This is a genomic window from Nocardia sp. NPDC056541, from assembly GCF_042794235.1.
Lineage (GTDB): Bacteria > Actinomycetota > Actinomycetes > Mycobacteriales > Mycobacteriaceae > Nocardia.
On sequence record NZ_JBHTUD010000008.1, the window covers coordinates 202,959 to 225,350 of the forward strand.

Consider the following 22,392-nt stretch of genomic DNA (forward strand, 5'->3'; position numbering starts at 1 on the left):
ATGTCCTTTCGCTGACTTACTGTTCGGGCCGTTCGCCCAGCAGAACCAATGACGCCCGGACAACTCTGGCCGCGTCGGGTTCCTCACCGCTGATCACATCGGTGTAGATGAAGGTCTCGGTGATCCGCACCAGCAGCAGCGCCAACTCGGGCACCGGCAGCAGCGGATCGAGATTCTCGGCCGAAATCTCCTCGGCGAGTAGCTCTTCCACGATCGCGACGACGCGGTGCTGCACCGATCCCGCGCGTGTGGTGAGCAGTCGCAGCGACCGCTCGGGTTCGCGCAGCAGGAACTGGCGGAAGGCGTAGGAGGTGTTGGTGGCCTGCGCGAAATCACCGAGGATCGTCGCGATGCGGTACGCGCCGTGGCCGGGAGCCGCGGCGGCCGCGCGACGCAAGGTCGGCTCGGCGACCGACCAGATCACCTCGGCGAGTAGTTCGTCGCGCCCGCCGACCCATCGGAACAGCGTCGCCCGGTTCACCCCGAGCGCGACGGCGAGTTCCTTCATCTCGAGTCGGTGCCCGGCCAGGAATACGGCCCTGGCGGCGCGGAACGCGCTCACGGCATCGGGACGCGCCGCGGCGTCCTGGAGTCGCTTCTCCAACGCCGTCTGCTCGATCACGTCACCTCCATGCACCGTTTCCTACAGTGTATGAACCGTGCAACGTCTGTCAATGTGTTGCACTCCGGGCACAAGACGCGGGCACAAAAAAACTCCCCGGTCACCATGACCGAGGAGTTCTCTCTGTAGCCCCGACGGGATTCGAACCCGCGCTACCGCCTTGAGAGGGCGGCGTCCTAGGCCGCTAGACGACGGGGCCAGAACTACAGCTCACCGGGGTGAGCCGCGCGGAACATACGATAGCCGACGACCTGGTGATCGACCAAAACGGGTGGTGACCGCAGAGCGAGGCGCCCTGCGTTCGGCTGGGGCCGGGCGGCGGGTTTGTGTCCGTGACCGGTTGACCGCCCTCTGGCAGCGGGGCAAGGTGGGGCCATGACCAGCAAAGAGCTGCGCGGTGGGGTGGAGATGAGCAATCTCGATCAGCCGTTGTTCGACGGGGCCGAGGCGACCAAACGGGACCTGGTCGACTATCTCGAGTTCGTGGGGGAGCGGCTCGTTCGGGTGTTGCGGGGGCGGGCGCTGTCGGTGGTGCGGGTGCGGCCGGGGCAGGAGCCGTTCATGCAGAAGAACCTGCCGAAATACACTCCGGACTGGGTTCCGCGCGCGACGGTGTGGGCCGAGAGCTCGCATCGCGAGGTCACCTACGCGCTCGGCGACGACGTGCGCACGCTGCTGTGGTTCGGAAACCAGCGCGCGGTGGAATACCACCCGCTGCTGCTGCCGGTCGACCACAGCGCGGGACCGACGCACCTGGTGCTGGATCTGGATCCCTCACCGGGACAGACGTTTCGCGACGCGGCCGCGGGTGCGCAGCTGATCCGGGCCGCGCTGGCGGCCGACGGGCTCGCCGGTGCGGTGAAGACCAGCGGCGCCAAGGGATTACACGTCTACGTGCCGATCGAGCCCGGCGTCGCGATCGAGGACGCCGCGGCGGCGACCCGGGCCGTCGCGGCCAGGGCCGAGCGCATCGACCCCACCGTCGGAACCACCGCGTTCATCCGCGAGGACCGCGCGGGCAAGGTCTTTCTCGACTCCACGCGAGCCGGTGGCGCAACGGTGATCGCGGCATACAGCCCGCGCGTCCGTCCGGGTGTACCGGTGTCTTTTCCCGTGCGCTGGAACGACATCGACTCGGTGACCCCCGCCGACTTCACTCTGCGTACGGCGCGGGACCTGCTCGGTGACGCTGACCCGTGGGACACGGAAATGCCTGCGCCACAAGTACTTCCAGCCGACTTGATCGCCGAGGGCCGCACCATTCCGATCGCCCGAGTCCAGGCGATGCACGAGGGTAAACGCCGGGCGCGCGCCCGCCGCACCGAATGAAAAACTGTCCCCCTGCCGAATTCGGCAGGGGGACAGTACTTCAGATCCTGATCAGCTCCCGAGCGAGGCGACGCCCGCCTGGGCGAACTTCTCGTCGAGGTCACCGCTCGGAGCGCCTGCCACGCCGATGCCCGCGATCGGGGCGTTGTTCGACTTCACCGGGGCGCCGCCACCGAGGAAGAGGGTGCCGTCGATGTCGGCCAGATGGGGAGCCGACTCGAGACGCTTGGCCAGTTCGGTGGTGGGGGCGTTCCAGGAGACCGCGGTGAAGGCCTTCTGCTGGGCGGCGTCGTAGGACTGCGGGCCCGCGCCGTCGCCGCGCAGGGTGACGATGACATTGCCGTTGCGGTCGACAACCGCGACGCTCACCCGCTGGTTCTCCTTGGCGGCGGCGTCGAGGGCGGTCTGCGCGGCCTTGGTGGCGGCGGCGATCGACAGGTGAGTCGACTGGGCCAGGTTGGCGTCGGCGGCGTTGACGACGACGGGGGTGCGAGTGGCCGGGTCCTGATCCTGCGCCTGGACCGTCACGACGCCGACCACACCGGCGGCGACGACACCGACGGTGGCGCCGGCGATGATGAGACGGTTGCGGGTGGTGGACTTGGCGGTCATGACTGCTCCTGTGCGGATCTCGGCCGGCCGGCGGTCTGCCGTGGCCTGTTGATATCCATCCTGTTCGCTCGCGGGCCCGCGCGGATCGGCGTACCGGCTGCACTCCGGGGCCGGATCGGCCGACACCGGGGTCAACCGATCGGATGACCCACCTCGGGCGATCATCGGGAAGAATCAACAGTTCGCCCAGGCCGAGCTGTTTTCTCGGCCACCTCGACCCGGACCGACCGGAGGGTGCGACGCCGAAGTGCTCGCGGGAGGCAAGATCGAGGTCGAGAGGCCGACAACCGCGGCGGCAGCCGCCGAGAACCCAGGTGGATGACATGGCTCAGTTGCTCGGCGCCCAGCGAGACGACACGCGCCTGCTCGCCGTCATCGTCCACAGTGCGTTCTATGTGCTGCTCGCCGCGTCGTTGATGCGGTGGCTGATCCGGCACAGCGAGACGCGGTCGACGCCGCTGATCGTCGTCCTCTCCGTGGTGCTCGCGGTGCTGTACGCGCTGAGCGAGCTGCGTCAGTCGGGTCGGCTGGTGTGGTTCGCGATGCTGGTGCTCACCTGGTCGGTGCTGGTGGTACTCGCGCCGAGTTTCGCCTGGTGCGCGGTGCCACTGGTGTACACGGGGCTGCGGATTCTGTCGGAGCGGGTCGCGGTGATTCTGGTCGTGGTACTCACCGCGCTGGTGGTGTCGAGTCAGGTGCGCATCGCCGGCTGGCTCGATCCGAATCTGGTGCTCGCCCCACCCGCGGTGGCGGCGGTGACCACGGCGCTGTTCGTCGGAATGCGCCGTCAGGCCGAACGGCAGGCCGCGCTGATCGACGACCTGGTGCGGACCAGACAGGAACTGGCGGCCACCGAACGCACGGCGGGCACCCTGGCCGAACGGCAACGACTGGCCATGGAAATCCACGACACCCTGGCCCAGGGACTGTCGAGTCAGCGCATGCTGCTCCAAGCCGCCGACCTGGTGTGGGACAGCGACCCGCAACTCGCGCACACGCATCTGCGCTCGGCCGCCGCCATCGCCGAACGTGACCTCACCGAGGCTCGCCGGTTCGTCCACGATCTGGCCCCGGCCGACCTCGCCGCGGGCGGATCCCTGCCCGCCGCGCTGGCCGCGCTCGCCGCGCGAGAGACCACGGACACCCTGACCGTGCGCTGCCATATAGAAGGAGCGCCGGGCTCGTTGCCCCAGCGGGTCGAGGCCACCCTGCTGCGCATCGCCCAGGGCGCGCTGGCCAATGTGCGCGAACACGCGGCGGCCACCACCGCCACGATCACCCTGACCTGTCTCGACGACCAGATCGTGCTCGACGTCGCCGACGACGGACGAGGCTTCGACCCCGACGCGCAGGCCGACCCGCAACAACATCGCGGACACGGCCTGCCCGCGATTCGCGCGCGAGTGCGCCAACTCGGCGGCACCTGCACTATCGAATCCGCGGCCGGCGACGGCACGGTGCTCTCCGCCGCGATTCCGCTCGCGCCCGGGATCATCGACGACGCGATCGCCGGCCACTGAAGCGATCGCCGCCACGAACATCCGCTGACCGCGCCGGCGCCGGCCCGCGAAGGGATTCGCATCGTCGGGGAACGCGCGCACTAACATCGGCACGTGACCACCACCGTGCGCCTGTTGATCTGTGACGATCACGCGGTCGTCCGCGCCGGACTGCACGCACTGCTGTCGAGCGCGCCCGGTATCGAGGTTGTCGGCGAGGCTGCCGACGGACCGACCGCGGTCACGCTGGCCGCGAGCCTGCACCCCGACGTGGTGCTGATGGATCTGCAGCTCGGTAGTGACATGGACGGTGTCGAAGCGACCCGCCGGATCACCTCCCAGCCCGCCCCCACCCCGCACGTCCTGGTGCTGACCACCTACGACACCGACGCCGACATCACCCGCGCGATCGAGGCGGGCGCCACCGGATACCTGCTCAAGGCCGAGCGGCCGGAGGAACTGTTCGCCGCCATCCACGCCGCCGCCGGCGGGCAGACCGCCTTGTCGGCGCCGGTCGCCGCCAAGGTGATGGCCAAGATGCGCAATCCAGGACCCACGCTCACCGCGCGTGAGCGTGACATCCTCGGTCAGCTCGCCCACGGCCTCGGCAACCGCGAGATCGCCCGCGCGCTGCACATCAGCGAGGCCACGGTGAAAACGCATCTGGGCCGCATCTACGACAAACTCGGGGTCGACACCCGTGCGGCGGCGGTCGCGGTGGCCACCGAGCGGCGCTTGCTCGCCTGAGGGTTCGAGTGCCCACTCGGCAGGGGCAGAAGGGTCGGGGCAGGCCCTGATCGGACAGGGCGGCGCCTACGCGGGCGCCAGCGTGGCGGCGCCGAAGGACACGTGGAAGCGCTCGCACCAGATACTGACCGACTTCACCGTGGCCAGATCGGTACCGGCGGGCAGTTCGTAGTTCTGGCTGCCCTCGTTTCCCTTCAGGGCGCCGAGGTCGATGCGGTCGCCGTCGTCGAAGTTGTGCCAGTCGTCGACGATCACCGGCTGGTCGGTGAGCCAGACGTGCAGGGCAGGCCCGTCGGAGGTCTTCAGGTCGACGATCCGGAGCACGACGGTGCCCTCCGACGTGCGCTGGAGCTGGGCGGTGCCGGAGGTGTCGTGCTCGTGGGAGACGAAGGTGCCCTCGGCGATCAGCGGCGGTGGCGCGCCGTCCACCGCGACGATCGGTGCCTCGTCGACGGTGACCGTGGTGAACAGTCGCCACGGCTGGAACAGATAGAGACCTACGCCTACGGCCGCGACCACGCCGAGCGCGAGGACGGTGAACAGGGTCCGGCGAGTGCTCATGTGCGCCTCCTTTTCACCCATCATCCCCCGGCCGGGCGTGGGCAGACTGCCCGAATTGCCGGAAAAGAAACGTGAGCGGGGTCTCTGATTCCTTATGAGCCCCGTCACATTACGACGCTATAACGACAGTGGTGTGATTACGGATTTATTACGGTCGACCAGGGGTGAACGGTGTTCGTTTGGACAATGCTCGCTACAAATGGCGTCGTGATCGGTACGTGATCTCAGGTCGCAAACCGGCTACATTCGATCACGGCTTGAACAACAACCCGAGCCGAATCGAATCGCAGAACGCCAGAAAGCCTGCCCCGTGATTCGAGGATCCCCGACATGACTGAGGGGCAGGGACGCGGTAGTTTTCATCACCGAGTCGGTGGGCGCAGGCAGGAAATACTTTATGTCTTTCAATCGCAAGTTCACCACCCGTGCCCTTGGTCTTGCCGCTGTTGCCGGCGCGATGATCGCCGTTCCGGCCGGTCTGACCACCGCAACCGCCTCGGCGAACAACTGGGACGCCGTGGCGCAGTGCGAGAGCACAGGCAACTGGAACATCAACACCGGTAACGGCTACTACGGCGGCCTGCAGTTCTCGCAGAGCACCTGGGAAGCCTACGGTGGCGCGGGCTCCGCCGACAACGCCAGCCGTGAAGAGCAGATCCGCGTGGCCGAGAACGTGCTGGCCGCGCAGGGTCCCGGCGCCTGGCCCGTGTGCAGCGCCTACCTGTAAAGAGCGCTGACAAGTAAGACTTTCCTTGTCGGGAAACGAATTACCCGCTATTCGATGCACACGTCGAATAGCGGGTTTTTTCGTTCTCCAGGGAATCGAGTCGATACACCGTGAGCGACGCGGCGAGCATACGTGAATCTTTCGGATCAGCCGGGTCGAGACCGGTGAGTTCGGCGATCCTGCGCAGGCGATAGGTAAAAGTATTCGGGTGCACGTGAATAAGTCGTGACGCAGTTTTGCGGTCGGCGCCGTGCACGAGATGCGCTTCCAGCGCATCGATCAGGTGCGGACTGCTCAAAAGCGGAATCACCCGCTGCGCCAGGCGTTCTCGGGCCGGGCCGGGCCGGGTGAGCTGATATTCGAGCAGCAGATCGTCGAGCCGGTAGCAGCCGCCGGGCTTGCCGCGTAGTCGCGCCAGTTCGGTCAGTTCGGTCGCGTCCTTCGCCGCGGCGGGAATGGCGTCACGACTGACACCGGAGAATTCGGCCAGATACACCGGTACCCCGAACTGGGCCCGCAGGCGGTCGGCGAGTTCGTCGAACTTCGCCGCGTCGAGGATGTCGGTTTCGGAACTGTGACTCAGCAACGCGATGCCGTGAGCGCCGTCGAAGGTGGCCGGGGTGGTGGTGCCGGTGAGCTCGTCCAAAGCGCGCTGCAACACCCGGATCCGTCGCCTGGTCACCAGGTTGGCCGCGGTGCCAACGCGCGGTGGCTCGCTCAGATGGACCGCCAGCACCGTGTACTGATCGGCGAGGATCGTGTCGGCGCGGGCGGCGAGCTCCTCGGCGGGCAGGCCGCGCACCAGTGCCGAACACAGCTCCCGGCGCGCCTCGCGTTCGGCGTGATAGATCGACTGCTCGACCTCGGTGTAGGTCTCCACGACCGTCATGTTGATATGACGCAGCAGATCGAGCAGGCGGTTGCCCACCCGCGCCATCTCCGCGGTCTCGGTGGGCAGAGCCAGCGACAGCGCCTCCGCGAACACCGACTGCGCCGAGCCGTGGATCGCGCCGATCAGCATCGGCAACGGCAACCGGTCCTCGGCGTGACGCTCGGCGACCGGGGCGACGAAGGCCGCGACCTCGGCGTAGGTGAACTCGCGGTCGGCGCCGATCGCCTCGAGCACGGCCCGCCCGCACGCGTAGATGGTCGGCAGCACTTCCGCGGTGAAGTGTCCGTCGGGCAATTCGGCGGGCGCGTTGGCGCCGAGACCGTCGGCGAGCATGCGTTCGGAGATCTGTGGCCACCGCGTCAGCAGCCGAGCGGTCAGCGCGGGCAGAGCGGGGAGTTCGGAAACGGGGTGTTCGGCGAGCATGACTCGATTGTGTCCGACGACAGCCCGGTAGTGGACCATCCGATCGAAAACGTACAGAACTTGGCTCCCGCGCCAATCCGGTCCAGAGTTTCTCGTTGCCCGGTGCAGTGACATCACTGTGTCCTGGGTCATAGATTCGCAGAGCGCGTCCGAGCCACCTGTTCGTCGACGCGGATCTACGGAAGTGAAACCATGATTGCAACGACGCATTCCCTTCGCCGCGCGCTGTGCGGAATCGGCATCGCCGCGGCGCTGACCGTGGCCGCAGGCCCGGCCGACGCGGCTCCCACCCTGGAGCCGACGATCGCCTCGCTGGCCGAATACGTGAACGCGGGCACGGTCGCCGCCGCCGACGGCCGCACACCCACCGCCATCGCCGACACCGGCAGCGCCTCGGGCAGCAGCTCGGGTTCGTCGGGCAGCCGCGCCTCCGACGCTGTCGGTGAGGGCCCCGAGATGTCGGCCTACCTGCCCGCCTTCGCCTACGGCCTGCTCCACCCCGACGCCGCGCCGCCCGGCGCCAACCGCTGGGACTGCAAGCCCTCGGCGCAGCACCCGCGCCCGGTGGTGCTGCTGCACGGCACCTGGCTCAACGCCTACGACACCTTCTCCTATCTCTCGCCCCGCCTCGCCGAGGCCGGGTACTGCGTGTTCGCGCTGAACTTCGGCAAATCCGGGCTGCTGGAGGCCGGTGGACTCGGCGCCGTGCTGCCGGGGCGCTACGGGGTGGGCCCGATGGCCGACTCGTCCCGTCAGGTCGCCGATTTCATCGAACGAGTGCGCGCGGCGACCGGGTCGGACCAGGTCGACATCGTCGGCCATTCCCAGGGCGGCACCATCGCCAATCACTACCTGAAGTTCGAGGGCGGCCAGGGCAAGGTCGGCAAGCTCGTCAGTTTCGGCGCCACCCACCACGGCACCTCGCTGCTCGGGATCGCCACCCTCGGCCGCATGATCAACAACGCCGGCATCGACATCATGGGCTTCTACCGGCCGATCATCGGTGCCGCCAATGTCGAACAGGCCGTCGGCTCGTCGTTCTACACCACCCTCAACGCCACCGGCGACACTGTGCCCGGCGTCGCCTACACCGTGGTCGGTTCCCGTTACGACGAGGTGATGAATCCCCTCGACCTCGCCTTCCTGCGGGCCGGACCGGACGCGACTGTCGACAACATCGCCCTGCAGAACGGCTGCGAGCAGGACGTCTCCGACCACCTGACCATGATGTATTCCCCGCGCGCCGCCTCGATCGCGCTGCGTGCCCTCGATCCGGAAGGCAGTCCCACCTTGACCTGCACGTTCAACCCCTGGTTCTTCGGTGGCGGCGGCAGCCTATGACCGTCGACGCCCCGGCGCCGACCCGCCGCGCCGCACCGCTGCTCCCGCCCGCCGACCCGTTCTACGACGCTCCATCCGGTTTCGACGCGCTCGCGCCGGGGACGGTGGTGCGGTCGCGGCCGGTGGACGTCGCGCTGTTCGGGGTGATCCGGCAGCGGATCACGGCCTGGCAATTGCTGTACCGCACCTGCGATCTCGACGGTGCGCCGGAAGTGTCGGTGACGACAGTGCTGCTGCCGTGGGGCGCTGCCGCGCGTCCACGGCCGCTGGTGTCGTTCCAGTGCGCGATCGATGCTGTGGCCCCGCAGTGCTTTCCGTCGTACGCGTTGCGGAGCGGCGCATGGACGATCGGTTCGATCGCGCCGCTCGAGCTGCCGATCATCGCGATGGCCCTGGAGCAGGGCTGGGCGGTATCGGTACCCGATCACGAAGGGGCGGGTGGCCGGTTCGGAGCGGCACGTGAACCCGGATACCGTGCGCTGGACGGGATTCGGGCCGCGCTCGGCTTCGCCCCGATGGCGTTGACGCCCACCACGGCGGTTGCCCTGTGGGGCTATTCGGGTGGCGGGTTGGCGACGGCGTGGGCCGCCGAACTGGCCGCCGAGTACGCGCCGGAGCTGAATATCGTCGGTGCGGCGGCGGGATCACCGGTGGGTGACCCGGCCGCCGCGTTCGTGCGTCTCAACGGCGGATGGTTCGCCGGGTTCCCGGCGGCGTTCGTCGCGGGATTGCGGCAGGCCTATCCCGAGCTCGATCCGGTGCTCAGCGATCACCTCGACGCGCGATATCGCGGTCTGCTCGGTGAGGCCGAGGAGCGCAGCACCTTCGCGCTGCTGCTGCGGTTCGCCCGTCGCGATGTGACCCGGCATCTGCGCGGCGGCATGGGGGAGTTGCTCGCCGAGCCCGTCCTGCGCCGCATCCTCGCCGACATCGAACCCGGCACGCGCGCGCCCGCCGCACCCCTGCTCATCGTCCAGGGGGTGAACGACGAGGTGATCGCCGTCGCCGATATCGACGCCCACGTGCGCCGGTACGAGCAGGCCGGGGCGACGGTGCGCTACCTGCGCGTGCGCCGCGGTTCGCACCTGCCACTCGAATTCCTCATCGTCCCGGCGATTCTCGATTGGCTCACCGACAGATTCGCTGGAATTCCCGCACCGACCGGCACGTGCACCGTTGCCTCCGTCGCCCGTTCACCGCGGGCCCTGCGTACGCACTTCGCGTTCGTGCGGCTGGCGCTGCGCATGCTGGCAGGTAGGCCGATCGGTGGGGTATCACCGGAACGAACCAGCCTGCGTCACAGCGATGCCGAACATCCGGACGTGGTCGGTGATGCCTCGATCGCGGTCGAATGCTGAGTCGGTGTACTCCGTGTGACGCGTGCTCGATTGTGGTGGTGTGTCAGCGGCCGCCGTGAGCTGAGCCTCGCCACGCAGCGGCCGGAGCGCGACGAACTCCGCGGTGTCGCGCTGTGTTCGGCTGTCGGTGTCTCGTTGTCGCCGCGCCGCCTCGAGATCGGCCGACGCGGCGAGCTGCCGTGCCGTGTCGTTCCTCGAAGGTGTCATCCCCGTGTTCCTCACTACCGGCACCGGCACCGGCCGTCGGAACAGAGATGCGCCATGCCCCGGCGGCGGTTCGCGGCGAACCGTTTGCCCCTCGCACGGCATCAGTGTCGGTGAGGGGTTTCACCGACGTCGACGCCACCACTGCGGCGACGTCGGTGAAGTACTACTGCCCTGGGAGTGAGGCCGCGCCGCCGCTGCCGAGTGGAGCCGCAGGGGGGTTCCACCCGGTCCGTCGGCGCGCCCTCCCTGGGCGTATCCGAACCCGGTTGCCGGACGAACATCTCCGGCAGCCGGGTTCCGTGCCTTGCCCGACAACCCGCGACGATCAGCTCAAACCGGCGATGATCGCCGCTCGTACCGGATCACCGGCAGGGAGGCCCTTGGCCACCCGCCGCCAAGCGTTGCGCCCGGCCGTCAGCGAGCAGCGCACCGCATCGGTCACCGCCGATACGTGCGTGCTGTCGAGCGCCGCACCCGCCAACAGCGAGATCTCGAGATCCTCGGACATGGTGAGCGCCCTGGTGACGGCCTGCCCGGTGAGCGTGCCGTCGTCACCGGCGTAGAGGACGACGAGCAGTTCGGTGCGGTCGGCGCCGAGGCGTACCGAGATCCGCACGATGTCGCCCGCCGCGGCCCGAGCGCCGAACGAGTGCACCGAGATTCGCGTCTGCTCCGCGCCCGCGGGCGAGCGGGTGAATTCGATCCCCAACTCCCGGTCGCGCTGCTTCTGCACCGTGCGAGTCGTTGTCTGCTCGCTGTCCGACGACGCGGCGAGCGGCTGCACGGACCAGCCGGGCACCGTCATCACGGCCCGGCGCGCACCGAGGTCGCCGAGCGCGGCTGAGCTGCCCGACACCGCGCCTGCGCGTAACAGTCGCTCGGCGATCCGCGCCCCCGCGTCGGCGGACTCCGCGTCGGCGTCCGGGCTGTCGGACGCGGCGAAGGCGATCAGCACGTCGATGTCGACAGGCAGACTCAACCGGTCCGCGTCATGATCCGGCGCCATTACGCTGTCTCCTCGTTGTCCCGGGCGTCGAGCTGCGCGCGCACGGCCTCGCGCAGCAACTTGGCGCCTGCCGCGCGCAATCGCTTGACCTTCTCCTGGCTGAACCGCAGGTCTGCGGCCACCTCGCCGGTGGTCTGCACATCGGTATAGCTGCCGTCCGCGGCGATCACGAAGGTCGCGCGGAGCACGGCGGCGGTCTCCGCGTGCGTGATCGAGGCCAGTGCGTCCCGCAGGACAGCGCGGTCGGCGAGCCGGTTCTCTGCGTCGCCGCACCGATGATCCTCGAGTACCAGGACCGCCGACTCGTAGTCGACCCGCTGGCCGGGGTGACGTTTCTCGGCGGTGCGACTGCGGCGGTCCTGGAGCACCTGCCACTGCAGCTTCTTGAGCACCAGCGCTTTCCAGTGCCGGATCCGCTCGGTGGGCAGCGTCGCGGTGAGTTCGACCATGGTGTTCTGGGCGACGTCTTCGAAGTCGCTGCGCATGTCCGGGTCGAGCCGATCCAGGACGTAGCGCGCTTTGGTCGCCGCATAGGTCGACATGGTGACCAGATCGGCGCCGAAGATGTGATCGACCACCGCCGGGCGCAGGCGTTCGGGGACCTCGCTCCAGGAGGCGCCGAGCCATTCGTCCAAGGGCTCAGTGCTCACCCGGCACCCCCGCTCGGCCGACGACGCGCACACCACGGCTCGGTTTCTCGACGCTCCCCGGGCCGAGGGCAGACAGTGGCGCGCGGTACCGGGTCGAGCATGTCGCATCGCGGAGCCTCCTGTCGGGTCGATCGGCTCCTACACAGATGCGGTTGCGGCCCGGAGCGGTTCGCTCAGTCGGCATCGACGGTGTCCACGCGGATCAGGTCGGGCACGCCGGGGAGGCGACCATGAACGAGAACGCGATCTGGCAGTACCAGGCCTTTTCGACCTTCCACTTCCCGTCCTCGACGATGAAGTTCACGATGAGCGGCTGCGGCGGGCTGTTGTTGATGGAAGCCGTGCCGTCGGCGATCATGCCGGGCGGTGCGGTGCGCGTACCCGTGATGGTGAGCGCGATGGTGGCGCCGCCCTGGCGGGGCGCGTCGGCGACCCGGTTCGGCAGCTCGGGGTCGCTCCCGATGCCCTGGATCAGCTCGAGTTTCTCGGCGTTGGACACGGTGGTGTCGAGCAACCGTCGCATCAGTTGCTCGACCTCGTCGGCGCTTGGCAGCGGCGGCGGTGCGGAAATCTCCTGCGCTACCACGGCTGTCGGCTTCGCGCTGGTGTCCGCGTCGTCGGCGCAGCTCGCCGAGACCGGGATCGTGACGAGCAGGGCCGCGGCGGTCAGGGTGCGTCCGGCGATGTGTCGTCTCGACAACGTGGTCCCCTGGGTCGATCGGTGGTGTGCTGGAATTCCATCGTATCGGGGCATTCTCGGCAGGGTCGCCGGTGCTGCCCGGAGGGAGATGGGGGAGACATGGCAGGCGAATCGACCGATCAGCCGACGGACGCGCTGTTGTCCGATGACGCGGTGCTGATCGAGCTGACCGGTGCGTCGCAACGCTGGCTTGCGCTGTGCCGTGCTGCCGTTGCGACCGGGCCGGATGCCGCGCGCCGATTGCTGGACCACCGGCGGGAGACGGGCGTGCTGGCGAGGCAGTCGCTGGCCCGCTGGAAGGATCTCGCCGCGGACGATCTGCTCGAGGAAGAAGCCGAAGATCCCGACGCGCAGGACCGCCGGATCACCGCGGATCTGTCCGCCGCACGCGCGATGGCGGTGCTGGCGCGGGCATTGACCGGTTCGATCGACACCGACGACGCGTGTGCGGCATTTCTCGATCACGCCGAACGCGCCGGTCTGACCTCGGTGGGTACCCAGTTGCTGCCCGCGGGCATTCCGATCACCAGTGCGAATGCTCCGCTCGGTGAGATCGTGCGCCATCTCCTCGGCCAGGGCGTTCGCGCGGCGCGCGGGTACGCCATCATGGCCGCGCTGGAGTTGTCCGGGCATACCCTCCCGGTCGTGCGCAGCAGCCGGATCAGCGTGCTGTTCGCCAGCTTCGGCGGTGGTGGCGAGGTGGGCGTGCTGCGCCTCGACCAGGTCCGGGGCGGACCGAGCGGCCTGCACCCCGACCCGGCGCGGATGGGCTTCCTCCAGGCCGATCGCGCCTTCACCGACAGCCTCGAAAAGGCTTGGCGCATCAGCAGATTGGCCGGCACCGACGCCTGTGTGCGATGGTCGGTCTCGACGCACGGCAGCGCTCCGGCCAACGACATCAACGGCGCGTCGATGGGCGCGGCGTTCGCGGTCGCCCTCGACGATCTCGCACCGCGGCACGCCCTGCTGCGAAAGCTGCGGCCCCGTCGACTCGACCCCGAGTGCGCGGTCACCGCGGGCCTGTCCGGGTCGAATCTGACGGCAGTCGGTGGCTATGCGGGCAAACTGACTGCCGCGCAACGCTCGTCGCTGCGCGTGGTGGTCGCATCGGAGGCATTGCGGGAAGCCGCCGACGAGGCGCCACAGAATTACGCCGACCGGATCTCGGCCGCCCGCACGGTGGCCGAAGCGATCGCCCGGACCCGCACACGGGCCAACCTCGCGCTGTGGATCGTTTCCGTCGCGGCCGGGCTGGCCGTGTTGCTGGCGGTGGGGTCGGTGACCAAGGTGGTCCAGCTGCGCATCGAGAACGCGGCCGCCCGCGCGGAATCGAATTCGCGCCTGTTCGCCGGCGTCGCCCGGGGTGGCGGCAATCTCAATCCCGCGCTGTCCCAGCAGATCGCCCTTGCCGCCTATCGCACCGCTGAGACCGAGGAGGCGCGGTCCGCTCTGTTGGAGAACACCGCCACGAACGCGCCGATCCGGATCAGTCCCGGTGTCGTGCTCGGTCGCGGGGTGGTCTTCGATCCCGACGCACCACGCATCGCGACCACCGCGCAGGGTGACGTGATCGCGATCGGCGAGGGTGACGGCTCCGTGGAATTGGTGCGGGTGAGTGAGTCCGGCGTCGATCGGTGGCCACGGTTCGACACCGGGAGCGGGCACATCCGGGGTCTCGCGATGAGCGCCGACCACGAGTGGTTGGTGGTCGCGGGCGATCTGCGATCGGCGTTGTGGAACATCGCCGACCACGGTGCACCGCGCCTGGTGACCGAGCTCCCGCTCGGCGGCCGGTTGCCTTCGTCGGCAGCGCTCAGTCCCGACCTCGGGTTCGTCGCCATCGGCACCCACAGCGCGACGATTGCGAGCTGGCGCCTCGGCGACGATCCCGCGCACCCGGTCGCCCTGCCGACGATGTCCGGTTCGGGGCAGCGTGCGGAGGTCGCCCTGAGTGATCGCACGCTCGTCGCGGCGGTGCCGTCGTTGTTCGGCGGCATCTGGACCACCACGGTGCGAGCCTGGAACATCGAGACCCTCGACCGGGAGCAGACACCGGCGTTCGACCGCCGCCTCGAACGGCCCGGCGGCGCGGAGGCGAGGTCGGTCGAGTTCAACGGCGACGGCACCGTGCTGGCCGTCGGTCTCAATCCGGGCGAGGTCGCGCGCTGGCGAGTAGGCGCGGGCGGCTTCGACCCGATGCCCACCGTGCCGCGGGGCGCCAACGAATACCTCGACGTATCACCGACCGGGGACGGTCGATCCGCCGTGATCGTCGGCGGCGACACCCGGGCGCGCATTCGCGATCTGGACACCGGCGAGGAGCTGGTCACCTTCCCGATCGACATGGTCGCGCGGGCTCGCTTCCTGCGCGGTGGAAGGTCGCTGGTGACAACGAGTTTCGACCATGCCGTGCATGTGTTCGAGCTGCCGGGCCCGGTCGTGTCGACCAGCTCGCTGACGCTGTTCCGGTTTCCACCCGACCAGCCTGCCCTCCCGCAGGATCTGTTCCCCCGTTTACGAAGTCTGGCCAGAACGCCCTACGCCACCGATCGAGCGCTGCTCGACGGCGACCCCGCCGGCCTGATCGACGTCGTCGCGATCGCCCCGAACGCGGCCAGGGCGGTGACCAGAACCGAATTCACGATCCAGGTATGGGACATCACCGACCCGGTGACTCCGCGTCGTGTCGGCGCGCCGCTCAGCGCGGCAGGCGTCGACATCCGCGCCGTCACGTTCAGTCCCGACGGTGCCTTGGCCATCGGCCGCAGCATGACCCAGACCGTCGATATCTTCGACGTCACCGGCGAGCCCCGACTGCGGTCGAGTATCCGATTCGGCCGTGGCTACCCGACCTCGCTCGCGTTCAGCCCGGATGGCGGCCTGCTCGCCGTGGGCAGCCACCGCACCGGCAATGTCAGCGTCTTCTCGACCACCTCCACCGCGCAGCCGATCGCCGAACTGTCCGATCTGCGAACCCCGGGGCAGACCATCGCGCTGGCCCTGAGTTCGCGCAACACACTCGCGGTCGGCACTCTCACCGGCGCCTTCGTCTACCAGCTCGGCACGCCGGGTACCCCGCCGCGTGCCCTTGCCGCCCCCGCGGGCGCCAACGGCTCGGCAGGTTCGGTGGCGTTCGATCCGGACGGAACCCTGCTCGCCATCGACGACATCGTCAGCGGCACCATCCTGCTCTGGGACTACTCCGACCCGGCGCACCCCACCGCCTACGCCACCATCGCCCGGGGGCTGCGCCACCGGCAACCCACCATGCTGGCCTTCGCCGCGGACGGCGCTGTCCTCACCGAGTCCGCGGTCGACGGCACCCTGCGTCAATGGCGCACCGATGCCGCCGCCGAAGCTGATCGGATCTGCGCCAGCGGCACCACCCCGATCACCCGCGAGGAATGGGTGGTCGCCCTCCCCGGTCACGCCTATGTGAACACCTGCCCGGCGCGCTGACCGATACGTCCTGCCTGGAATATCCGCATTTGCGTGTGACGGTGTGTAGCGGTGCCCCTATTTCTCGGGGCAACGGAAATGCCGCCTTATCGGATGTCGCACTATGAATCTCATAGAATTCTCAGAATTATTTAAGGAACAGTGGGTATCGCGCGAAAATGCCAGGTAGAGCTGGCATTGTGGCCGTACTGTTACCAGTGTCACTAAATCGGAAATTCCGTAACCCGTCGCGTTTGAGCGTCGATATGCCATTCGTAAGCCAGCTCCGGCTGGGCCTATGCGAGAAACAGAGGAATTACTATGATCCCCGTTATCATCGACACCGGTAGCGCTGCCCTGGGCGGCCTCTTCGACACCCTCGGCGCCGCACTCCACGGGCTGGTCGACACCCTGTGGACCGGTTCCTTCGGCGGCTGAATCAGCCCCATAGGTCGATGAAACGACCTGGTCCTCGCCAGCGCGTGACCGACGAGAAGGCCTCGCACCCGACGGGTGTGGGGCCTTCCCTCGTCAGTGGGTGTGGGGGGCTTGTTCGGGCACGTGCTTGGGGCCGTGCGAGTCGGCGCACGGGTGGGAGTCGCGATTGCCGATGTCGAGCAGTTTCGGGCTGGCGTGGTCGACCTGCAGGGTGACGTGCTCGATGTGGTGGTCGTGGTCGAGCATGTGCGCGATGTCCTCGCGGACCGCATGGCAATCATGGCCGGGCCGCACGAGAACGTGGGCCGACAGTGCGGGAGAGCCGGAGGTGATTTCCCAGATGTGCAGGTCGTGGACTTCGGTGACGCCGTCACGCGCGGCCATGTCGCGACCGATCTGCGCCGGGTCGAGATGTTCGGGCGCGGCCTCGAGGAAGATCCGGCTCGACGCCTTGATCAGCCCGATGCCGGCCTTGATCATCAACGCCACCACGATCAGCGTCGCGACGACGTCGGCCTGGACCCAGCCGGTGAGGATGATGATCAGACCGGCGACGGCGGTGGCGATGAACGCGAACAGGTCGTTGAGGATGTGCTGGTAGGCGCCCTCGACATTGAGACTCGTGCGATCGGCGCGGCTGATCATCCAGGTCGCGAGCACGTTCACGGCGACGCCGACCAGCGCGGTGATCAACACCAGCCAGCCGTGTACCTCCGGCGGCTCGAACAGCCGGCGAATCGCCTCGTAGCCGAGCCACAGTGCCAGCAGTAGCAGCGTCAGCCCGTTGGCCTGGGCCGACAGGATCTCGGCCCGCTTCCAGCCGAACGTCATCCGCCCGGTCGCCGGTCGCGCCGCGAGCCGGATCGCCCACAGCGCCAGCGCGATCGAGGCGGCGTCGGTGGTCATGTGTGCCGCGTCGGAGAGCAGTGCCAGCGAATCGGCGATGATGCCGACGATCACTTCGCCGATCAGGAAGGTGACGATCACCGCCAGCGCGCCGGCCAGCCAGCGTCGATCGCTGTCGGCCGATACCCCGTGGTCGTGCCCGTGCCCTGCGCCCATCGCGTTCCCCTTCTCCTGCGGTCCGATCGGTCGCAATCATATGCACACATCGCTATGTGTGCAATTCGTTCCTGGTCGAGCGTGATCGTCGCTGGTCATCGGATGTTGCCGCGTCGAATTCCACCCTATGCCTGAGCGTACGGTCGTGGTGCCGCCCATCGAATCACTCTCGAGAGTGAGGTGCGGTGGACTGTTTCCGGACAGACTGGGACGTCGTGGGAGTACCTCGGGAACATCCGTCGCCGCTGGACGCACTGATCGCCGCCGTCGTCACGGCCGCGAGCGTCGTGCCCGCGCTCGTCGTCGGTGCGTCGTGGTGGGTCGTCGGGTTGTCGGTCCTCGCATCGGCACCGGTGTTGTGGCGGCGCCGGGCGCCGGTGGGTGTGTTGTGTGTGGTCGGCCCGGCGATCACGGCGCTCGGCTGTGTACACGCGTTGCCGGTGCTGCCGTTCGGCACGGTCGTCTGTGTGTACACGATCGCGGCGCACTGTTCGGCGCGGCAGCGTCGGCTGACCTTCGTACTGGTCGCGGTGGGAATTCTGGTGTCGCTGCTGGTGCCACGCGAGCCCGCTGATTCGTACGCCTATGCCGCGATGTCGTTCATGACGGCATGGGCGCTCGGGTCGGGCGTGCGCGCGAAGCAGGCGCAGATCGACGCGCTCGCCGAACGGACACGACGTCTCGACGACGAACGCGAGGCCGCGGTGGTCCGCGAGCGGTTGCGGATCGCGCGGGATATGCACGACGGGCTGGCCCACACGGTCGGCGCGATGATCGTGCGCGCCGAAACCGGTCCGCTGCTGGATCGGGCGGATGCCGACGCGGCCTTCGCGGCGATCGCCGACGGTGGGCGTGATGCCCTGCGGGAACTGCGCCACAGTATCGGTGTGCTCCGCGAGGACGATCCGCCGCATCAACCGGGCGTAGCGGCTATCGCCGATCTGGTCGCCCTCGCCGAACACGGGGGTCTGGCCGCGCGTTTCACCGAGCACGGAACCCGCGTGCCGATCTCACCGCAAGCCGATGCCGCCGCGTATCGGATCGTGCAGGAGGCGCTGACCAATACGGGCAAGCACGCGAAGGCGACGCGGGTCGAGGTGGCGCTGAGTTGGTCATCGGGTCGGCTGGGGGTGCGGATCGCCGATGACGGCACCGCCGTGGACCATGCGCGGGCGGACGCAGGCCCGACGGGCTTCGGTTTGGTCGGGATGGCCGAACGGGTCCAGGCGTGCGGTGGCTCGCTGCGGGCGGAGCCGACGTGTGCCGGGTTCGTGGTGTCGGCCGATCTGCCACTGGCACAGAGGAGTTGACGGTGCGGGTGCTCGTTGTCGACGACCAGGAATTGTTCCGTGCCGGGTTCCGCCTCATCCTGGAGTCCGAACCCGACATCGAGGTGGTGGGGGAGGCTTGCGATGGCGTGGAAGCGGTGACGGCAGCCCGGCGGCTCACCCCCGATGTGGTGGTGATGGACGTGCGGATGCCCCGGCTGGACGGGGTGGCGGCCACTGCTCGGATCTGCGCGGAAACCGCGGCAAAAGTACTGGTGCTCACCATGTTCGATGTCGACGAGTACGTCTATGCCGCCTTGCGGGCGGGTGCGAGCGGGTTCCTGCTCAAAGACGCCCGCAGGGCCGAATTGATCGGTGGCGTCAGAGTTGTCGCCGCTGGTGACGCCCTGCTGGCTCCCTCGGTGACGCGGCGGCTGATCGCCGAGGTCGCCGGACGCGCGCGGGCCCACCCGGAAGCGTCCGCACAGCTGGCGATGCTGACCCCGCGGGAACGCGACATTCTGCGTGAACTCGCCGCGGGCCGATCGAACACCGAACTCGCGGCGCGGCTGGTCGTCACCGAACACACCGTGAAAACTCATGTCAGCTCCGTTCTTTCGAAGCTGGGGCTGCGCGATCGGGCGCAGGCGGTGGTCTTCGCCTACGAATCCGGAATGGTGGCGCCGGGGGACAATCAACTGCCGGGTGGTGTGAGGTGATCTCACTCGCGAGAGGGAGACAAGTCTGCTCGCACGGGCGATGTGCGGGGACCCGCTCCACCGTGACGATTGTCGAGTGACATCTACTGAAGAGGCTGTGCGCGAAGAGTTCTCCGGGCGAATCGGCCGACGATTGCCCGGTCGGGAGCTGACGACTTGGTCGGCCGCCACCGTGAGTTCGGCGGTGCTGTGGAGTATCGGCACCGGCCTGCACCCGGTGCCCGGAGTCGCCCTCCTCGCCCCGCTCGCGGTGCTGTGGCTGGCGCCGCGGCGCTCAGCTGCGGCGGCGTACGCCGCGGCGGTGCTGTCCTGGCTCGGCGGCAACGCCGAGTATTGGTCCTATTTCACCGGCACTCTGGAACAACCCAGGGTGACTGCCGTCGCCTTGCTGGTCGGCAGCGCACTCACCTTCGGAGCGTGTGTGCTGCTCTTCCGAAAGCTGTTGATACAGCACAGGTTCGGGTGGGCCGTGCTCGCGCTACCCGCCGCATGGACTGCCGCCGAGTTCCTTTTCGGTCTGGTCGGCGGGATCGGCGCGTGGTGGAGCATCGGCTACTCCCAGGCCGAGGTCGACCCCATCGTTGGTGTCGCTTCGCTCACCGGGGTGTGGGGGATCAGCTTCCTCGTGCTCGCGGTGCCCGGTGCCGTTGGCACGATGACGGCACCCGGCATCCGAACGCCCCGCCTGCTGAGGACAGCGGTCGTGACGGCCGTGGCCGTAACCTTCGCCATCGGCACGGGTCTGTGGTGTTCCGCGGCGGCGAGCGGCGGTCCGGTAACGCGGGTGGGGCTGGTGGCTCTCGCGCAGCCGCCGATGTATGTTCCTGTCGCATCGCCCGACGGTGCGCGGATGATCGCCGAGGCCGTCGCCGCCGTCGACGAACTCGCCGATCAGGGCGCCGAAGTCATCGTGTTCTCCGAGAAGGCATGGCATGCACGACGATCCGAACTCTTCCTGTTGCGCGACCCGCTCACCGCCGTAGCCGCTCGTCGTGGCATCCACGTGGTCGTCGGCCTGGAACTCGAGCAACCGGGCGGCACCGTCAACGCCGCCATCGCCTATCCGGGCGAAACCATCTATGCCAAGCGCTATCTCGTCCCCGGGCTCGAGTCCGGCCTGCAACGCGGTGCGACCCCGGTCCAGATCCCCGGCCGCCCGTGGGCGCTCGCGATCTGCGCCGACCTCGACCACCCGGCCCTCGTTCGCCAGAACCGCGCCGACGGCGCGACGCTCCTGCTCGCTCCTGCGCTGGACTTCAGCGTCGATCACTGGTTACACAGCCGGATGGCGGCGGTACGGGCCGTCGAATCTGGCATCGCCATCGCCCGCCCCGCCCAACTCGGCGAGCTGACCGCCGTCGACGCACAGGGCGCCGTTCGAGCCTCGGTCCGCACCGGCATCACCGAAACCCACACGGCGTTGGCCGACATCCGCACCGCCGGCGATCGCACTCCCTACGTCCGCTGGGGCGACTGGTTCGGCGCACTCTCGATCGCACTGGCTGTGGCTTGCGGACTCGCCGCCCTGCGTCGCCATGGCCACTCGACCGAGGAGACCTCGTGAACTACTCGATCAGTCCTGATCGGGCCAGGAATCGGCGACGACCAACTGTCCCGCCGCCAAGAGCAGCGCGTAGTGCGCGGCGATCACGCCGGTCGGATAGGTCGGCCAGAACGACACCGCCCCGGTCGCCTTGTCGATCACGTACACCGAGCCGCCGATCGGGATCGGCCGATCCGGTGGCGCGTGCAACGGCTGCACCGCGAAAACCGCGAAGCCGTCGGCGAATTCGACGATCTGCCGATCGTGACCCGGCAGGTCGGCTGGTAGGTGTTCGGCCGCCACTCGGGTGGCCTCCGCCCGGTCGACCGGCGTCTGCGCGTCGGTCGGATATGCATGGATGTCCACTTGTTCGCTCCTCGCGGGCGATTGTCGTCGCCCCGGTCCGATCGTGCTGGACTTCGCTCGAATGCGCGAACCCGTAATGATCGGGCCCGGAAACGAACGAGCCCGGCGTCCCTGCTCCCCCCTCCTGGAGCAGGCCCGGCCGGGCTCGCAAGAACTACCTTCCGGCACGGCCCCAGCAGGATCCTGAAGAGTCGCTTAACGCGCGGCGTTGTCATCGTCGCGGTCCGCCGCGATAACCCCATATGACGGACAACTCCTGCGGTGCGCACTGCGCGCGCCTGTGTACCAGGGACGGGCTGGCCGAGGTGCTGGCCACCGATCGCGGTCTGCTGCACTGGCGGGCCATGCGCAGTCTCAGCGACGCGGGCCTGGCGGAGCACGCGGTGCAGGAAACGTTGCTGCGCGGCTGGCGTTCGTGCCACGACTTCGACGGTCGCAAGGGCAGCGTGCGGACCTGGCTGCTGGCGATCGAACACAACGTCATCATCGACATCGTGCGGGCCAGAGCCATCCGCCCCGGTGATGTGGGCTGGGACGACATCACCGAGGTGTCCGTCTGCGGCAAACCGGATTTCGCCGACGGACTGGTCGACGGGTTACTGGTCGATCAGCTCCTCGCCCGACTCCCGGAACCGCAGCGGGCAGCCGTGACCGAGGTGATCTTGCACGACCGCGGCTACCGGGAAGTCGCCGCCGATTTCGGCGTTCCGATCGGGACCGTGAAGACCCGGGTTCACTATGCGCTGCGGTCGCTGCGCCAATTGCCAGAAGTTGCCTGATCTAGCCTGCTGACGGCTCATCTGGGCATCCGACCAGCGTCTTTTGATACTCCTATCCAGTTACATTTCGGTAACTGTGCTTGCCCTGTGGTTGTCAACGTTGCA

Annotated in this window: 19 protein-coding genes, 1 tRNA gene and 1 pseudogene; 11 read left to right on the plus strand and 10 right to left on the minus strand. The window is 68.4% G+C overall.

The window, feature by feature from the left end; genetic code table 11:
• Positions 1-16: 16 nt before the first annotated feature.
• Both ACFQ9R_RS16345 and ACFQ9R_RS16350 read right to left on the minus strand, forming a co-directional pair.
• Positions 17-622, minus strand: a complete 606-nt coding sequence (locus tag ACFQ9R_RS16345) for a QsdR family transcriptional regulator (protein WP_378991452.1) — start codon at positions 620-622, stop codon at positions 17-19.
• 126 nt (positions 623-748) lie between these two features.
• A tRNA-Glu gene (locus ACFQ9R_RS16350) sits at positions 749-821 on the minus strand.
• A 176-nt stretch (positions 822-997) separates the two neighbouring features.
• On the opposite strand from ACFQ9R_RS16350, the gene ACFQ9R_RS16355 reads away from it, so the two are divergent.
• A complete protein-coding gene (locus ACFQ9R_RS16355) occupies positions 998-1,951 on the plus strand; it encodes a DNA polymerase domain-containing protein (RefSeq protein ID WP_378991454.1) in 954 nt (317 codons plus the stop codon).
• A 51-nt stretch (positions 1,952-2,002) separates the two neighbouring features.
• On the opposite strand, the gene ACFQ9R_RS16360 is transcribed toward ACFQ9R_RS16355, so the two are convergent.
• Entirely contained in the window at positions 2,003-2,563 is a 561-nt protein-coding gene (locus ACFQ9R_RS16360; protein ID WP_378633096.1) for a heme-binding protein, read from the minus strand.
• 323 nt (positions 2,564-2,886) lie between these two features.
• Here ACFQ9R_RS16360 and ACFQ9R_RS16365 point away from each other — a divergent pair, with 323 nt between their 5' ends.
• Together ACFQ9R_RS16365 and ACFQ9R_RS16370 are read left to right on the plus strand one after the other, a co-directional pair.
• Positions 2,887-4,083: a sensor histidine kinase gene (locus tag ACFQ9R_RS16365; protein WP_378991455.1), complete on the plus strand. Its 1,197-nt coding sequence runs from the start codon at positions 2,887-2,889 to the stop codon at positions 4,081-4,083.
• 93 nt (positions 4,084-4,176) lie between these two features.
• Positions 4,177-4,809: a response regulator gene (locus tag ACFQ9R_RS16370; RefSeq protein ID WP_378991457.1), complete on the plus strand. Its 633-nt coding sequence runs from the start codon at positions 4,177-4,179 to the stop codon at positions 4,807-4,809.
• 66 nt (positions 4,810-4,875) lie between these two features.
• Here ACFQ9R_RS16370 and ACFQ9R_RS16375 read toward each other — a convergent pair whose 3' ends face one another.
• Complete coding sequence (locus tag ACFQ9R_RS16375) at positions 4,876-5,370, minus strand: DM13 domain-containing protein (protein ID WP_378991458.1); 495 nt, start codon at positions 5,368-5,370, stop codon at positions 4,876-4,878.
• Positions 5,371-5,767: 397 nt separating this feature from the next.
• Between ACFQ9R_RS16375 and ACFQ9R_RS16380 the strand changes: the two are divergent.
• A pseudogene (locus ACFQ9R_RS16380) lies at positions 5,768-6,094 on the plus strand (transglycosylase family protein); the annotation flags it as partial.
• A 43-nt stretch (positions 6,095-6,137) separates the two neighbouring features.
• Here the strand turns inward: ACFQ9R_RS16380 and ACFQ9R_RS16385 are convergent.
• Positions 6,138-7,412 (minus strand): PucR family transcriptional regulator, encoded by a 1,275-nt coding sequence (locus tag ACFQ9R_RS16385; protein WP_378991460.1) that lies wholly within the window; start codon positions 7,410-7,412, stop codon positions 6,138-6,140.
• Positions 7,413-7,604: 192 nt separating this feature from the next.
• On the opposite strand from ACFQ9R_RS16385, the gene ACFQ9R_RS16390 reads away from it, so the two are divergent.
• Together ACFQ9R_RS16390 and ACFQ9R_RS16395 are read left to right on the plus strand one after the other, a co-directional pair.
• Positions 7,605-8,753 carry an esterase/lipase family protein gene (locus tag ACFQ9R_RS16390; RefSeq protein ID WP_378991461.1) on the plus strand — a complete coding sequence of 383 codons (1,149 nt, stop codon included), beginning with the start codon at positions 7,605-7,607 and terminating at the stop codon, positions 8,751-8,753.
• Positions 8,750-10,111, plus strand: a complete 1,362-nt coding sequence (locus ACFQ9R_RS16395; RefSeq protein WP_378991463.1) for a lipase family protein — start codon at positions 8,750-8,752, stop codon at positions 10,109-10,111. The genes ACFQ9R_RS16390 and ACFQ9R_RS16395 overlap by 4 nt, the downstream gene beginning before the upstream one ends.
• Before the next feature lie 532 nt (positions 10,112-10,643).
• On the opposite strand, the gene ACFQ9R_RS16400 is transcribed toward ACFQ9R_RS16395, so the two are convergent.
• The 3 genes from ACFQ9R_RS16400 to ACFQ9R_RS16410 all read right to left on the minus strand — a co-directional run bounded on the left by ACFQ9R_RS16400 (position 10,644) and on the right by ACFQ9R_RS16410 (position 12,674).
• A complete protein-coding gene (locus ACFQ9R_RS16400; protein ID WP_378991465.1) occupies positions 10,644-11,324 on the minus strand; it encodes a hypothetical protein in 681 nt (226 codons plus the stop codon).
• The gene (locus ACFQ9R_RS16405) at positions 11,324-11,974 is read right to left on the minus strand and encodes a hypothetical protein (protein WP_378991467.1); all 651 of its coding nucleotides are present in this window, start codon (positions 11,972-11,974) and stop codon (positions 11,324-11,326) included. The genes ACFQ9R_RS16400 and ACFQ9R_RS16405 overlap by 1 nt, the downstream gene beginning before the upstream one ends.
• Positions 11,975-12,176: 202 nt before the next feature.
• Positions 12,177-12,674, minus strand: a complete 498-nt coding sequence (locus ACFQ9R_RS16410) for a hypothetical protein (RefSeq protein WP_378991469.1) — start codon at positions 12,672-12,674, stop codon at positions 12,177-12,179.
• 99 nt (positions 12,675-12,773) lie between these two features.
• Here ACFQ9R_RS16410 and ACFQ9R_RS16415 point away from each other — a divergent pair, with 99 nt between their 5' ends.
• Positions 12,774-16,133 (plus strand): WD40 repeat domain-containing protein, encoded by a 3,360-nt coding sequence (locus tag ACFQ9R_RS16415; protein WP_378991471.1) that lies wholly within the window; start codon positions 12,774-12,776, stop codon positions 16,131-16,133.
• A gap of 510 nt (positions 16,134-16,643) precedes the next feature.
• Here ACFQ9R_RS16415 and ACFQ9R_RS16420 read toward each other — a convergent pair.
• Positions 16,644-17,612, minus strand: a complete 969-nt coding sequence (locus ACFQ9R_RS16420) for a cation diffusion facilitator family transporter (protein ID WP_378991472.1) — start codon at positions 17,610-17,612, stop codon at positions 16,644-16,646.
• Positions 17,613-17,827: 215 nt separating this feature from the next.
• Between ACFQ9R_RS16420 and ACFQ9R_RS16425 the strand changes: the two genes are divergently transcribed.
• From ACFQ9R_RS16425 to ACFQ9R_RS16435, 3 genes are all read left to right on the plus strand, one after another.
• The gene (locus tag ACFQ9R_RS16425; protein ID WP_378991473.1) at positions 17,828-18,922 is read left to right on the plus strand and encodes a sensor histidine kinase; all 1,095 of its coding nucleotides are present in this window, start codon (positions 17,828-17,830) and stop codon (positions 18,920-18,922) included.
• Positions 18,919-19,599 (plus strand): response regulator, encoded by a 681-nt coding sequence (locus ACFQ9R_RS16430; protein WP_378991474.1) that lies wholly within the window; start codon positions 18,919-18,921, stop codon positions 19,597-19,599. The genes ACFQ9R_RS16425 and ACFQ9R_RS16430 overlap by 4 nt, the downstream gene beginning before the upstream one ends.
• Positions 19,600-19,675: 76 nt before the next feature.
• A complete protein-coding gene (locus ACFQ9R_RS16435; protein ID WP_378991475.1) occupies positions 19,676-21,163 on the plus strand; it encodes a nitrilase-related carbon-nitrogen hydrolase in 1,488 nt (495 codons plus the stop codon).
• Between the two features lie 9 nt (positions 21,164-21,172).
• Here ACFQ9R_RS16435 and ACFQ9R_RS16440 read toward each other — a convergent pair whose 3' ends face one another.
• Positions 21,173-21,508, minus strand: coding sequence for a hypothetical protein (locus tag ACFQ9R_RS16440; RefSeq protein ID WP_378991476.1), 336 nt, complete (start codon positions 21,506-21,508; stop codon positions 21,173-21,175).
• A 242-nt stretch (positions 21,509-21,750) separates the two neighbouring features.
• Here ACFQ9R_RS16440 and ACFQ9R_RS16445 point away from each other — a divergent pair, with 242 nt between their 5' ends.
• On the plus strand, positions 21,751-22,287 hold the full coding sequence (locus ACFQ9R_RS16445; protein ID WP_378991478.1) for a sigma-70 family RNA polymerase sigma factor: 537 nt from the start codon (positions 21,751-21,753) through the stop codon (positions 22,285-22,287).
• Positions 22,288-22,392: the final 105 nt, after the last annotated feature.